This is a genomic window from Abditibacteriota bacterium (genome assembly GCA_017552965.1).
In the GTDB taxonomy this organism is placed as follows: domain Bacteria; phylum Armatimonadota; class UBA5829; order UBA5829; family UBA5829; genus RGIG7931.
In genome coordinates this window covers 63,413-77,182 of record JAFZNQ010000003.1, presented here as the reverse complement: position 1 = coordinate 77,182, position 13,770 = coordinate 63,413, and the positions used below count along the sequence as shown (strand labels likewise).

Below are 13,770 nucleotides of genomic sequence, written 5' to 3'. Positions count from 1 at the left end.
CTGAAAGGCCTGGGCGATGCTTGCAAGAAGGTTTATCCCGAGGCAAAGTTTCAGCGCTGCTGGGTCCATCTGATGAGAAATGCCGAATACTTGGTAAGGAAATCGGATCGCGCGGCTGTTCTCGATATGCTGAAAAAGGCATATCGCCAGACAGATGCCTTGTCTGCGGAGGATGCCCTTAACGCTGTAATAGAGAAGTACGGGAAGTCCTACAGGAAACTCGTTACACTGTTTGAGAACAGAGACGATCTTTTTAGCCTGTATGCTTTTCCGGAGCCCATAAGGCGCTGTATATACTCTACTAATGTAGTGGAAAACATACACCGGCAATTAAAACGGAAAACCAAGAAAAAAGATCAATTTCCGAGCGAGGATTCCCTTGAAAGGTTTGTCTTCGGCTTTGCGATAAACCTTAACAAGAAATTCTCTGAGAGAATACAGCCCGGCTTTCTGATGTGCAGAAGCGAATTGAACGAAATGTTCGAGAGACAATACCCTACCCCTGAAGGAGGCTTGCCATGAAAAAAACTTGATGCAACTATAATCAGCTGATAAAAGGAGACCTATTTGTGATATAATAAAGTTGTAATACTCTTGCAGAAAGAGTTTACACAAAATTCAGGAAACAACCGGCAGCCGAAATGGCCTGCGTGGTATCGGCGGTGGTGTGCGCCGAAGATATGACCCGGGCCGCGGCGGAGCTGATCGCGGCCTTTGAGGGCGGCAGGAATCAATAACAAGCAGCCGCCCTCCTGCCGGGAGCATCCGGCGGAAGGGCGGCTGTCACCGCTCAATGAGCGCGCGTCATCAACAGGTTTTATTTCCCGTAGTCAGGCTCATGGGACGTGTCGGTATCGAAGTCCCAGGCTTTGTCAAACAAAGAGATACCGGCCTTGCTGTCAGACCATATTATCGAAGCCCTCATCTTTTGGGACTTGGCATTGGCATAATCATCACTCTCACCGGGGCCGAATGACGCCGACCGCAGGTTTTTCTCACAGTCTTTGCGGGTCAGCTTTATCCGCCAATGAGCGATCCTGACATTCGAGCGCGCGTCACGCTCATCAATCGTGTATTTGATGCGGACGATATTATCCGTCAGCATTCGCGCCGCTCCGAGATCTATGCCTTCGACCCTATTCCCGAAATCCTTGAAATCCTTGAGATACACATCCGACACGACTCGGTTTTTGCCTGCGGAGACATAATACACCCCTTTATCGGTAATGACAGCGATAAGCTGACCAGACCTTTGGGCATTTATCAGGCGTTCTCCGGAGGAAGCCCACACGACTCTTTTGCCGTCTCTCAGGACCTCAAGACAAGGGCAGAAGTGATAGTCGGCAGGCAGATGCGCTCGTCTTTTGTATTCTTTCGCCGCGTCATTTATATCATATCTGTCCAGGGCAAAGCCTTCCGGCAGTGTCCTTGATTCCTTCAGCCCGAACTTCATTTTGAACCGCAAAGGGCTTTGAAAAAACAGCCAGGCAAAATGATCTGCCGAGTCGCCGTTTACTCCCCTGGTGATCCTCTTGTCCTCCTGCTTTCCGTCACGGGCGGGACTGACATAGTGCCTGTATAAGATATACCTGTTGAATATTACCTCCGAGGTTTCGTATATAGTCCTGTCCTGAATATGTTCTGCTGGTATCGGCTTGTCCGTGATCCCCTTTTTTTCAACATGGAATTCGGGGCGGGCTATGGGCTTTTCTTCCGGCAGCTCTCCCTTTACATACATGCGTCCATCCCTGACCACCGTATCGATACGGACCGTCTTCCCCTCTCTCCTTATGACATACACCTTGTGATCCTTTTTACCCAAGGCGTAGCAACAGATACAGACAGCCGCGCAGATCATGACGGCGGCAATAATGATCAAAACAACTCTTTTCATCGCTTTTTCCTTCCGATAGCAGGGGCGCCCATGCGATCCTTCAGTTATTTTATTTCGCCCTTTATGTCGCTGCCGGAAACCGTTATATCTTTCACCGCAGACACGGTGACGGTTTCGCGGAAGCCTTCGATCTTATTGTTGTCTATAAAAGCCCTGCCTGTCCCGCCGGAAGAGAGCTCCGAAACAAGTATTCCCGCGGCCCCGCCGTCTCCTTTTATAACGTTATTGCAGACCGACGCCGAATGTCCGCAGAGCCTCAGCGTTACCGCGCAGACAGAGTTTTGGCGATCGTTTTCAAAAACGTTGCTTTCCAGAACGATGCTGTTTTCACCCCCGCCGGTATCCGCCGGGTCGTCGCTTTCAAAGCTTGTGTTCACGCAGCGGTTGTTTTTAAAGACAAAGCGTTTCAGTGTGCCGCTCTCACAGACGCGGGAACGGATCCGGCTCTCAAAAACACAGTTTTCAATGACCACTTCCCCCCGTCAGATCTTCTGTATCTCGCCCCGGAAGTCACCGCCGGTCACGGTAATACCGTTTCGGGCTCCCACCGATATATCGGTATTATAGCCCTCAAGGGTATTGCCGTCGATGTGCGCCTTTCCTCCTCCTCCGGGGGAAGCGTCAATAATGCTTATGCCCAGGCCGTGATCCCCCTTGAAGGTATTGCCGGTAACGGACAGCGAAGTCCCGGTCCGTATATAGGCGTAAATGGCTGCGGTCAATGAGTCTATGCCTTCGGTATGATCCTCAAAGGTATTTTTCTCAACGGTGATATTCGATTCGATGCCTTCCCCGTTTATGTTGTCCTCTAACACCTCGATCATTGCGTTGACGCATCGGTTGTGTTTGAAGACAATGCCTTTGGCGGGACCGGACAATCCGATGTACCCGGCGATGTTGCCTTCAAACTCGCAGTTTTCGATCACTATACGCGCGGAAGACGGTATTACGTCGCTGTTGCCGTTACGGTAATGCCTCGCGCCGTAGCCCGCCTTCCTGCCGGCAAAGTCGGATCTGCAGTTGACTATGGCAATATTGCCCGAACAGTTTTGCCCGGTACAATAACCGGTCTGGCAGTCGCTGACACGGCAGCCTTCAGCCCTGAAATCGCCGGAGCCCAAAAAGCTTATGCCGGCCCCCATACGGCTGTCCGACACCCTGCAGTCCTTTATGGTGATAAAGTCGCAGCGTTGGGCGAATATTCCGTCATCTTCGACCTTCCGCACGCTGCAGCCTGTTACCGCGCCGGACTTCACCGTGACAAAACTGTCTTTTTCGTAGTTCACGCGCTGCTGTTCGCCGCCATGGAGTTCGATGCCACGGCGGCAGTTTTCGATCCGGCAGCCCGAGACGGCAAAATCGCGGCAGTATTCGATGAATATCCCCGCGCCCACCCGTTCCTTGCCCTTGCCGTTCGCAGAGCAGTTCAGTATCATGACGTTTCTGTTGAGATACTCGTCCGATGTGATCTTATTCCGGCTGAAAAAGCTCAGTCTGCCGTTGCGAAGCCTGTCCGCCAGGGAAAGGCAGGCTATACTCATCCCGTCGGTATCAAGGTTTTCCAGGGTAAGGCTTCTGACAGAAAGAGCCATGACCGCCGCCCATGATGAGGACTTTTCGGCAGCCACAAAAGAAAGGTTCGCTATGGTCACGTTGTCGCAGGGCTCCGCAGGCCCTCCGTTTTCCGATCTTGCGCCCGACACTTCAAAAACGTGCTCCAACGGCGCGCCTTCGGGGATAGCTCCGTACATTACGTCCTTCTTCGGAAAGCCGCCAACTTTCAGCACTGTCCCCGGTTCCCCCTTTATCACGGTGTCGGAAGGAACGCTTACGGGTCCGGTGATCCTGTAGGTCCCCTTGGGGATCAGGATCCTGCGTTTATCCGTGAGGGTATCCCGCAGAGTTTGGGTAATGTCTTCGCCCTTTTTGCAGGAAAGAGTGACAAAGGGTATATCCTTCGCCGGCTTCGCGATGGGCCTGATCTTGCCGGCAGCCTGCGCAGCGCCGGTGTCCGCCGGGGCGGAGACGGCTTTTGCGGCGGCAGAGAAGGCCCCGTCCGCCGCTTTGCCTTTATCGGCGCAGCCGCTCGAAAACAGCGCCGCAAAAACGGCGATCAATGCTAAAAATACTTTCAGTCTCATATTATTGCCTCCGCACACTTTTGCCTCGGGGCCCTGGCCCCCTGTCAGATATTCTCATTCGGCAGTGATCCACATCATAGGGCGGACTCCGATACTATCGGTGTTCGGTATTACATAAGACGATGCAGGACTGTGACTGTTCGCTACAGTCGCGCCGAAGCCGACCCCCCGCAGCCACCAGTTGGCAAACCCTGTCCTTCCCTCGACATACAGCTTTCCGTCCATGGCGCGCATCGTGGGAGCGCAGCCTCTCTGTTTATAGAAAAAGGTGTTGATCTCATCTCCGCAGGGGATGAACAGCTTGTCCTGGGTATAGGTGATCACCTGAGGATCGTCATACCTTTCCTTTTTGTTTTCCCGGGTGGAGACGTCGGAAGTCAGGATACGCCTCTTTTCCTCCGCCGAAAAAGCGGATCTGTAAAATTCGTCATTGAGCCAGCTGCGCAGAGAGCAATCCTTCCACTTCACGTCTGTGTCGCTTTCATCGAACACCCGGCGCTCCAGCACGTATTTGCTGATGACATAGAGCCTGTTCCTGCCCATCCTGGCCAGCACTATCCATTCTATGGGCTCCTTCCAATCGCGTCTCTGCGGCCAGGAGCCCAGAGTCACTGTCTCGGAAGGATCGGGCTCGGGGTAGAGGATCGCGTCCCCGCATTCTTTTCTGTAGATGTTGCTGTTGGATATGAACATACCGCTGCGGTCCACGATGTCTTTTGCCAGCTTCAGCCTGGTCTCCTTGCCGGTCCCTGCCGGGAGACTGAGAGCGACATACATCCTCCTTATATAGTTGTTTTTCAGATCCCCTATCCATCCGGCAGCCAGTTTCTTTTTCACCTGCTCCTGATCGATCTCTTCTTCTTCCTTCACGTATCCCCGCACCGCCCCGGAATACACCCGCACACCGGACGGGGCAGCCAAACCGGCGCCGCCGCCCTTTGCTCCCTCTCCCGCGGAAGAAGGCGCAGCCGGCATCCGGACGGCGCTTTTCCCGAAGCCTTTGTCATACGCGGGCTCATCGTCGGACACCCTGAGATCCCAGGCAGCGAGATGATCCAAGCCATAGCCGCCCGGGTCCTCCCCCTTCCGCCATATCACGGAAGGAAAACCGACGCGGCCATACGCCTTGTCGGACACGGGCAGCTTGCCGGAGTCCTTGTCAAAGTCATTCCGGGTGATCTGTATTTTAAAATGGGCTATGCTGCCGTTTTTATACTTTATGCGCGCCACATTCTCCGTCAGCAGCCGGCCCTCCTCTATGGGATATTCCGGCTTGTCACGCAGCCGGAAGGGGTCATAAACGGCAGGGGAAAAGCCTTTGGAAAAATAATCGGTCACCATGCCGTTTTTGTCAAGGGTGACATAATTGACTCCAGCATCGGACAGCACTATATACCTCTTGCCCGACTTCCGGACGTCCAGAGGTCTGCTGCCCACGGAGGCCCATATCGTTTTGCCGTTGTGCTCCAGGACCCGCAGGGCTCTGTATCTCTCCGGATCTACCGGAACAGAAACCGGCTCGCAGTCCTTCGCATCTTCGAATATATCGAATTCCTTCAGGACATAGCCGCCGCCCAGTTTTTCTTCGATCAGTGTCTCATAGCTCTCTGCAAAAGCCCCGGGGTCTTTCAGATATCTGAATATGAACATATTCACTCCGTGTATCTCGTCGGGGACCGAGATATCCCACACCTTGGGCTCGGGCTTTATCGTGTGGATATAGGCGATAAGTCCGGGAAAGGCAACGCCCGAGGTATCGTATATCCTCAGATCCGGAATATGCTCCCGGGGCATTAAGGGCAGATCTCCTTTTTTCAGGCTGTTGCCCAGAGCGTCCTCATAGTAGGGATTGAAAAAATCCTGCTTTATCAATGGGTTGAAGATCCTGATGCCCGTCACGATCTCCCGGGGTTCGCCGGCCTCCGGCGCCGCTCCGAACAGCAGGGGGGCGGCATGGGCTCCGGACGAAGCCGCGCCTCCGGGCGTGCGGAAAGGAAAAACTGCCAGGACAGCCAGGCAGGCTGCCGCAGTGATCAAAAAATATCTGCGCATGGTATTACACCTCCGTTTGCCGCGCATCCGGCGGCGGTGACCGTGTCTCTCAAACAAACTGCCGCGGGGCTTTTCGCCCACAGCGTCATCATTTTCGTGTCCTTCAACTACATTATATCACAAAAAAGTCTGTTCAACAAAAAAGGCGCCCCGGATCAAATATCCGGGAGCGCCGGGCAGGCGTGTTATTTGCCGGCTTTTCTGACAGGGAGATGGTCGCGGAGGACCCTGATCTCCTTTTTCTGGGTCTCGGTGGCAAAGCCGTCGCACAGGTAGTCCGCCCACAGGATGCCTGCGGCGTGGCCTTCTTCATAGGCTATGCGCCAATAGGGATAGGCGGCGGCCAGCACGTGCATCATCATGCCCTTTTTGTGCGGGGCGTCCTCCGGCAGATTGTAATGCACCGAATAGTCGTTGCCGTAGGTGTCGTTGAGGACTATGTCCCTCATGTGGTCAAACTGCATCAGATACCAGGTGGCCACCCCGGCTTCCCGGGCCTCCCGGCAGGCCTGCCGGAACACAGTGGGGGTGTAGGCTATGGTGGTGTAGTCCGTGAAGAAGTGCAGCACGTTCTTTTCCCTGATGGTGTCATACTTCAGAGCCTGGCGCCTCTGGGAATAGTATATATGCCTCAGGTCGCTGTCCTTTCCCTGCGGGTCGCCCTTCGCTATCAGATTTGCCCCTTCGGTCCGCACCGACAGCTCTGCGTTGGGGAGATACTTCCGTATCTCCCTGTTGCACCTGTCCAGAAAGGCCATCCGCTGCTCGGTGCGGAAGGTGTCCAGGTCCTCCATGGCGGGTGACCAGTCGTAAAACACCGGGTCCCCGGACTTCCACTCCGGGTTGCGGTTGTTGTCGATGGCGTCCTGCAGAAAGACGGAGGGTTTGATCTCCTCAAAGCCCTTATATCCGGAGCCCCAGGCCTTGTTCACAGCCTCTATGGAGCCGTATTTCTTCCGGGCCCACTCCCTGAACAGGGCGTCGGCGTCGGGGGCTATCTTTTCAAAGCGGTCGTTGACGTCGTAGCGCATCCAGCCCCAGCTGTCCTCCATTTCGATGGGCATACGGCCCTTTTTGTCTGTGACCCAGTTGTCGCCCCAGCGGTCGTAGCAGAATTTCACCAGAGTGGCTATCCCTTCGGGTATATGCTCGTCGTTGTAGGTGCCGTCGGAGGTGTAGTCGGTGCCCTTCAGCAGATTGTGTATCTCCAGAGCGAAGCCGTTGAGTCCGGGATACACGCTCCAGCCCAGGCTTTTGAGGCCGGCCTTCTGCATACAGTGGTCGAACCAGTAGCGGTAGCCCACCATGAGGGGCTCTATGGTCTTGTTTTCCCTGTAGTGGGTCAGCTCCCCGTTCCAGTAGTGGGCCGCCGTATTGGAGATCACGTTGACGCCCATCTCCTTCATTTCCAGAGCCTCCTTCAGCATGCGTTCCTCGGCATAGGGACCCAGCTGAAAATTCATCCTCATCCCCGGCATGGCCTGGGCCGCGATAATGGGGACCTCCAGGCCGTTGTCATTGACCACCAGAGTGTTGTCAGGGTTGTAGGCTATCTTCAGGTGCTCCGTCTCGGTGGTGACGGGGATGCGGACAAAGGCGATCTTCTGCGGGTCCGTGAGCATGAGCCGCAGGGTGATGCACTCCGTCCAGGGGGCCACCTGCAGATACATGGTCTTCTGTATCTTCCGGGCCTCATCCGAAGCCCGATAGTAGTCGAAGGAGGTCATGAATTCCTCGAAGGAGGACACGTAGTCCGGCATCTTCTCCGAGGTGTCCGGCTTCAGGGTCTCGGTTTTCACAGGGGCCTGCCGGGGCTCCTTTTCCGCCCTGAGATACACCTTCAGGGTCTGGAAGGGCATGGCGCCCCACACGTTGCACCAATAGTCATAGGTCTTGTTGATGCGGTAGCCGTAGTCCATGGTGATGACGTAGTTGCCTTCCCTCAGCTGCCTGCCGGGCCAGCCAAAGGGGCCGGAGCAGTCAAACTGGGTCCAGAATTCAAAGCTCTCGCCGGGGTAGATATAATCCAGATGCCGCTCCATCAGGTTGATGGGCCGGCACTGGTCCTGCCACATGTCGTTGCCCTCGTCGTCCACCTGCATGATCCAGGGCATAAAGAGGCCCGCCCCGAAGCCCTCCGGGTCCAGGATGGTGTTGCCCGTATTGGTCAGCCGGAACTTGAACCACACGCAGTCCGCAGCCCTGATGATGCCGGAGCGCACCAGCCGGTCCCGCTTGATGGGCGCTCTTGTCACGGGAGGAGCCGCCTTGGGATCCGTCTGCATGTAGGGATAGGAGTCCGGGTCATAGTCGGCGCTCACGGAGCCCAGATACTCCATCTTTACCCGCATGTCCCCGGGGATGGCCATGTCGTAGGTGGCCTTTTTCCCTGTGCGCTTCGGATCTTCGAAGGCCACGGCCTCAAAGGCCGTCCGGCGGCTGCCCGCAGGCATCTCCAGAGTATAATTCACCGGGACCATATCATAGGCCCGCACCCGGGAGGGCACGGTATATCTCACTTTGTATCCGCCGGCCGCCAGAGTCCCCGACACGGTCCTGACGCCTTCGTAAGAGTGGAGATAGCCGTGCTGTATGGCGTCCTGTGACAGCTTGTTGTAGCCGATCAGCTCTCCCCCGCCGGAGCTGGCGCTGTCAGCGGCGCCCTTTCCGGCGCAGCCGCTGAGGGCAAAGATCAAAAACAGTATCACAATAACAACTCGCATGAAATATGCTCCTTCGATAAACAAGCGGGGCCGCCACAGGCGGTCCCGCATCACTCTTATTGTTTGCTCAATTCTTCTGTCAGAGCAGCCATCTCGCTGACTTTTACTATGTTGTAGCCGGCGATGGAGGTCTCCAGAGTGTCGTGCACAGGTCCGGTCCAGCTCTCGGGAATGGCCTTGCCCCCCAGCATAATACCCAGCACGCTGCCCGCCGTGGCCCCGTTGCAGTCGGTGTCAAAGCCCGGGAACACGCTGTAGAACACAGTCCTGGAGAAGTCTTTTTCGCCCCACAGGAGGGCGGCAGTCACTATCTCCGCGTTGGAGATGGTGTGGCACCAGTGGTGCCCGTGGTTTTCGTTCCAGCGGGAGGCTATGCTGTCCGCCGCCTCCTCATAGGAGATGCCGCTGTCATACAGGGCGATCATATTCTCCACGGCTCTCGCCAGGCGGCACTTCTCGGGTATCACCCCGAGGCCCGTGCGGATGACCTCCTTCACGTCGTCCGAGCCGAAGGCCGCCGCCATCATGGCCGCCGCCCACATCTCGCCGTAGATGCCGTTTTTCACGTGGCTTATGCAGGCGTCCCGCCAGGCGTATTCGGCGGCCTGCCCGGGCTTGCCGGGAGACACCCAGCCCCAGAGGTCGGCCCGTATCTGAGCCCCTATCCACTCTCTGTAGGGGTTTCTGTAGGAGGCGCTGACGGGAGGCTCCACCATGCTGCACAGATTCTTGTAGGCCACCCTTTCCGCGGTGCACACCGCGCCGAAGGGCAGATAGCCCAGCCAGGTGGAAGCCACGTCCTCGGGGGTAAAGTCCTTGCCGTGGTTTTTGAAGCACACCAGGTTCACCACCGGATAGTTGAGGTCGTCGTCGGGTATGGCGTTTTCCATATGCTCGTGGCATATCCGGTCGGTCCAGTCGGGGATGCCGCACTCCTTGATGAGCTCGGGGTCCACGCCTCTGTAGCTGATGTAGTGGGTGGGAGGATAGTTGCCGGTCTCCCTGAGATACTTCGACACCATCCACTTCCGGCGGCCCTCAAAGGGCTTGCCGAAGGTGCAGCCGGCTATGCGGCCCAGCCAGGCTCCGCAAAACTTGTCCGAGAGGGCTTCCCCTTCGGGCACGGCCATATCGGGCGCGCCTTTGGCCAACAGCTGTATCTCTTTGAGGTCGGAAGGCTCCTGCAGCTCCGGGTCGGCGCAGGGAAGAGCGGCGCTCTTGTCCAGCAGCTCGACCGCGGCCTGCTGGGCCTCGGGAGAAAACATATCGGCCTTTTCCAGCCGGTCAAATTCGCCCGTGAGAGAGGATATATCCTTGCCCTCGTCAATGCATTGGAGCCTCTCCACCGCGATGTCTCCGCAGTCTATGTAGGCCCACACGTTTTTTTGCATCCAGGTTTTTTTCATATTTGTCCTCGTATTATTCTTCCGTATTTTGCTCTCGTCTTTTGTTGTTGATGGCCCGTATCATCAGTCCTATCACGAGCCCCATCCCCAGCAGTATGAGGATCTTGCCGGCGGTATAATGCCAGGTCTCTCCCACGGCGGGCAGCCACTCGTTGACCAAAAAGTTGAAGCGGCCTATAAACAGGGTCATCCTGCCCATGACCGTGGCGCCGAATATGGCTCCGAAGCCTATCATCAGGAACCATCTGCCCCAGGCCGCCGACCGGGACAGGAATTTGTTTTTGGTGTCAAAGCTGAAGAAAAAGTAGGCCATGCAGGTAAAGAGCAGCAGATAAAACACCAGCACGTTCAGGGTGTCCCACACGGTCATACCCAAGCCGGCCACCGGCTTCATGGACTTGACTATCTGGGGCATATAGATCTCGGCAAACTCCCTGAACAGGCCGCCTGCGGCCATGCCCATGAACAGGCCGAATATCAGCCTGGATATCCACACGTGCTTTTGGGAATAGGTAAAGTAAAACATGCTGCCCAGCACCAGAGCGAACACCCAGTACCACAGGCCCTCCAGCACCATCTTGTCCCACCACATAGGCTTCAGGACCTGAGACCAGACTATATAGACGCCCAGCCCGGCGGCGGCGCCCAGAAACACGTGCTCAAAAAATCGGTAGAACCTGTTGTCCGAAAAGAGTATGCTGTACACCGCAAAGGTGGCCAGCGCTCCCAGCCACACTATGATGAGGGGCGAATGGTGTTGCAGAAAAGTCATCGTGACCTTCTCCTTTTTTCCAGCCAATAGGCCAGGTTGCCCAGCAGTATGAACGCCAGTATCACCAGGTGGGCCAGAGACAGGCTGAGGCTCATGGCGCCGGCGCTGGTAGGCTTGTCCGTCCTGCCCAGCAGGGTCTCATACTGGGCCGCCCCCACCACTCCGTTGAGCATGCCGGCCACCTGTCCCGTGTCCAAAAAGGGATAGGCGGAGGCGGCCAGCACCGCCGCGGGACAATATACCAGCGGCACGTGGTAGGGCTCGCAGAAATAGGCGATCCAGCTCTCCAGAGTGGCGGAGGGGGTGATCTCCACCACGGCTCCGAAATCCCCGGCGTTTTTGAGCCGGGCCCCCAGAGGGGTCTTGTCCAGACTGTCGCCGTGAAAGTCGGTCTTGAAGGTGCCCCGAAAATCCTGCCCGAAGCCCCGGAGCATGGTCTGCAGATTGGGGATCCTGTAGCCCAGGTGGAGCCAGTCCGTCCCGTATTTCATGCCCATTTCGTCGGCTATCCGGGAGGTCATCTCATAGCTCAGCCTGTTGCCGGCCTGGTCCCAGCTGATCATCACGAAGGGCTGCCGTTTCTGAAACAGATGCCTGACTATCACCTTGGTCTGCTCTCCGTTTTCAGCCTCGGTGCTGCCGCTGAAGATGGTGGATATGAACACGGTCTTGCCCTCTGGGACAGTGTCCAGGACCCGATATGCCCGGGAGACCTCGCTGAACACTATGGCGGGATGGTAGTTGGGCTTGGTCACCAGAGGCACGGAGATGATCAGCGCCACCAGCACATAGAGTATGCGCCGGTCTATATTCTGGAGAGCTCTCAGCAAACGGTCGGTAAATCTCATGGTATCGGTATGCGGAGCCGGCTGCGGGCAGCCGCGGGCTGCCCGCCGGCCGGGGTGCGCGCCTTGTTACGGAGCTTTGTAAACTTCGCTGTCGTACACGGGCTGGGTGTAGAGCTGCTTGCCGGCAGAATTCACTACCTCCACCCTGACGTAGCCTTCGTTGCCCCTGATGAGATAGGAGGCTTCCAGGTCATACACGGTCTTGAGGGTCTCGCCGTATTTGCCTATGAATCTGTAATAGTAGTCTTCATAGAGACCGTCGGCGTTGCGGACCTTGATACTGAGCCTTTCGTCCGTGAGGTCCAGATATTCCAGTACCAGACCGGTGGACACGTAGAAGCAGCCCTTCTTCAGGGCGTCCAGTATGGCTCCCTGCTCCTTGTCGGCAAAGATCATGTTCCAGGCTATGCCGAAATGGCACCAGCGGTGAAAATCGTCGTGGCCGAAGCACCAGATAATGCGGTTCTCTTTGGACAGGGTCCAGTCATACACGTTGGAGGCGTTGCTGCGGCCGTTGGGCCGTTCGCTCCGGCTCCTGATGGGGCCTCTGTCCACGGAAGCGTTGACTATCTCCATGCCGTAATAGCCGTGGATGGAGTTGAGGAATTCCTTGGTCACGTGCCATTCCTCCGGCCAGTTGGGGTGGCATATGACGGGCACGCCGCCGTCAGAGAGACAGCTGTCTATGGCCTTCTGATAGCTCTCTTCTTCGGACATCTCGCCCTTCAGGACCACCCTGTCGGAGCCCAGGGACACCATATGCATGTTGTAGGTGTATTCGTAGCCGGGGATCAGCACCATGTCGTACTGCTTGCGCAGCGGCTCCAGATCGGTGACGCAGTTGTGGTTGGACAGGCACAGGCAGCCGTAGCCCAGATACTGATACCAGGGGAGCAATTCGTCAAAGGTGTGGTGGCCGCAGGTATTTCTGCCGGTGCCCACGTGGGTGTGGAAGTTGCTTCTCTGACAGGGATCTTCGTCTGTCTTGCCCTGAAGCGGATTGATAAACATTATATACTATTCTCCTTAAAAAAATCTGTATCATACACGGGCTGGGTCAGCAGCACGTTGCCTCCGGGGCAATAGACCTCCACCCTGACGTAGCCCTCGTCTCCGCATAGCATATAGTCGGCGGCGGAGCTCTCCACGGTTTTCAGCACGCGTCCGTGCCTGCCCACGAACCTGTAGCGGTATTCGTCCACGTAGCCGCTGGGGTTGCACACCTCCACGTGGAGCCTGTCCTCAATAATGGACATATCCATGAGCCTCAGGCCGCTGGACACGTAGAACTCGCCCTTTTTGAGGGCGTCTATGACGGCCCCGGGAGTGTTGTCGGCGTAGATCATGTTCCAGCCGGCGGCCAGGTGCCACCAGCGGTGAAAGTCGTCGGAGCCGGCGCCCCACACGAGGCGGCCCTTGCTCAGCAGGTAGTCCTGAGCGTTCATGCAGGCGGTGCGCCCCTTGGCGCCCACGTCCCTGTCGGTGGCGGCGTTGAAGACCTCTATGGCTCCGAAGCCCGTGGTCTTGTCCAGAAACTCCCGGCTCGTGTGCCATTCCTCCGGCCAGTGGGGGTGGCAGAGTATGGCAAAGCCGCCCTCGGCCACGCAGGTGTCCGCCGCCTTCTGCAGCGCCTCGTCGGAGGTGTCCGCCGGGTCAAAGGTCATGGTCCTGGCCCCCAGACACACCAGATGCTTGTCGGAGGTGTATTCATAGCCCTGTATCATGTTGAGGCCCTGGTTGTCAAAGGTGTCGGGGCTCGTGATCAGATTGTGGTTGGACAGGCACAGGCAGGTGTAGCCCACCGCCTTGTAGTTGCCTATCACCTCGTCTATGGCGTAGGCGCCGCAGGTGCCGGGACCGGTGCCCGCGTGGATGTGAAAATTGCTCCGCTGGCAGGGTCTGTCCAGCTTGCCCTGAAGGGTGTTGACAAACAT

General features: G+C 56.7%; 11 protein-coding genes. 1 reads left to right on the top strand and 10 read right to left on the bottom strand.

Annotated elements, in window-relative coordinates; genetic code table 11:
• Positions 1–522 (top strand): transposase (locus IK083_00355; protein ID MBR4748009.1); only part of this gene is annotated, 522 nt, incomplete at its 5' end.
• 295 nt (positions 523–817) lie between these two features.
• Here IK083_00355 and IK083_00350 read toward each other — a convergent pair.
• From IK083_00350 to IK083_00305, 10 genes are all read right to left on the bottom strand, one after another.
• On the bottom strand, positions 818–1,894 hold the full coding sequence (locus tag IK083_00350; protein ID MBR4748008.1) for a hypothetical protein: 1,077 nt from the start codon (positions 1,892–1,894) through the stop codon (positions 818–820).
• Positions 1,895–1,938: 44 nt separating this feature from the next.
• Entirely contained in the window at positions 1,939–2,367 is a 429-nt protein-coding gene (locus IK083_00345; GenBank protein MBR4748007.1) for a hypothetical protein, read from the bottom strand.
• A 9-nt stretch (positions 2,368–2,376) separates the two neighbouring features.
• Positions 2,377–4,035 carry a right-handed parallel beta-helix repeat-containing protein gene (locus IK083_00340; GenBank protein ID MBR4748006.1) on the bottom strand — a complete coding sequence of 553 codons (1,659 nt, stop codon included), beginning with the start codon at positions 4,033–4,035 and terminating at the stop codon, positions 2,377–2,379.
• 54 nt (positions 4,036–4,089) lie between these two features.
• Positions 4,090–6,087: a hypothetical protein gene (locus IK083_00335; protein ID MBR4748005.1), complete on the bottom strand. Its 1,998-nt coding sequence runs from the start codon at positions 6,085–6,087 to the stop codon at positions 4,090–4,092.
• Positions 6,088–6,272: 185 nt separating this feature from the next.
• The gene (locus IK083_00330) at positions 6,273–8,810 is read right to left on the bottom strand and encodes a beta-galactosidase (GenBank protein MBR4748004.1); all 2,538 of its coding nucleotides are present in this window, start codon (positions 8,808–8,810) and stop codon (positions 6,273–6,275) included.
• A 56-nt stretch (positions 8,811–8,866) separates the two neighbouring features.
• Positions 8,867–10,216 (bottom strand): ADP-ribosylglycohydrolase family protein, encoded by a 1,350-nt coding sequence (locus IK083_00325; GenBank protein ID MBR4748003.1) that lies wholly within the window; start codon positions 10,214–10,216, stop codon positions 8,867–8,869.
• Between the two features lie 13 nt (positions 10,217–10,229).
• Positions 10,230–10,988 carry a hypothetical protein gene (locus IK083_00320; protein MBR4748002.1) on the bottom strand — a complete coding sequence of 253 codons (759 nt, stop codon included), beginning with the start codon at positions 10,986–10,988 and terminating at the stop codon, positions 10,230–10,232.
• Positions 10,985–11,836: a hypothetical protein gene (locus tag IK083_00315; protein ID MBR4748001.1), complete on the bottom strand. Its 852-nt coding sequence runs from the start codon at positions 11,834–11,836 to the stop codon at positions 10,985–10,987. Before IK083_00315 ends, IK083_00320 begins: the two co-directional genes overlap by 4 nt.
• 66 nt (positions 11,837–11,902) lie before the next feature.
• Positions 11,903–12,847 carry a hypothetical protein gene (locus IK083_00310; protein MBR4748000.1) on the bottom strand — a complete coding sequence of 315 codons (945 nt, stop codon included), beginning with the start codon at positions 12,845–12,847 and terminating at the stop codon, positions 11,903–11,905.
• A complete protein-coding gene (locus IK083_00305) occupies positions 12,847–13,770 on the bottom strand; it encodes a hypothetical protein (protein ID MBR4747999.1) in 924 nt (307 codons plus the stop codon). Before IK083_00305 ends, IK083_00310 begins: the two co-directional genes overlap by 1 nt.

Excerpts from the sequence above, each read along its gene's own strand:
- IK083_00350 (MBR4748008.1), bottom strand. The coding sequence starts at position 1,894 with ATGAAAAGAGTTGTTTTGATCATTATTGCCGCCGTCATGATCTGCGCG.
- IK083_00340 (MBR4748006.1), bottom strand. The coding sequence starts at position 4,035 with ATGAGACTGAAAGTATTTTTAGCATTGATCGCCGTTTTTGCGGCGCTG.
- IK083_00335 (MBR4748005.1), bottom strand. The coding sequence starts at position 6,087 with ATGCGCAGATATTTTTTGATCACTGCGGCAGCCTGCCTGGCTGTCCTG.
- IK083_00330 (MBR4748004.1), bottom strand. The coding sequence starts at position 8,810 with ATGCGAGTTGTTATTGTGATACTGTTTTTGATCTTTGCCCTCAGCGGC.
- IK083_00325 (MBR4748003.1), bottom strand. The coding sequence starts at position 10,216 with ATGAAAAAAACCTGGATGCAAAAAAACGTGTGGGCCTACATAGACTGC.
- IK083_00320 (MBR4748002.1), bottom strand. The coding sequence starts at position 10,988 with ATGACTTTTCTGCAACACCATTCGCCCCTCATCATAGTGTGGCTGGGA.
- IK083_00315 (MBR4748001.1), bottom strand. The coding sequence starts at position 11,836 with ATGAGATTTACCGACCGTTTGCTGAGAGCTCTCCAGAATATAGACCGG.
- IK083_00310 (MBR4748000.1), bottom strand. The coding sequence starts at position 12,847 with ATGTTTATCAATCCGCTTCAGGGCAAGACAGACGAAGATCCCTGTCAG.
- IK083_00305 (MBR4747999.1), bottom strand. The coding sequence starts at position 13,770 with ATGTTTGTCAACACCCTTCAGGGCAAGCTGGACAGACCCTGCCAGCGG.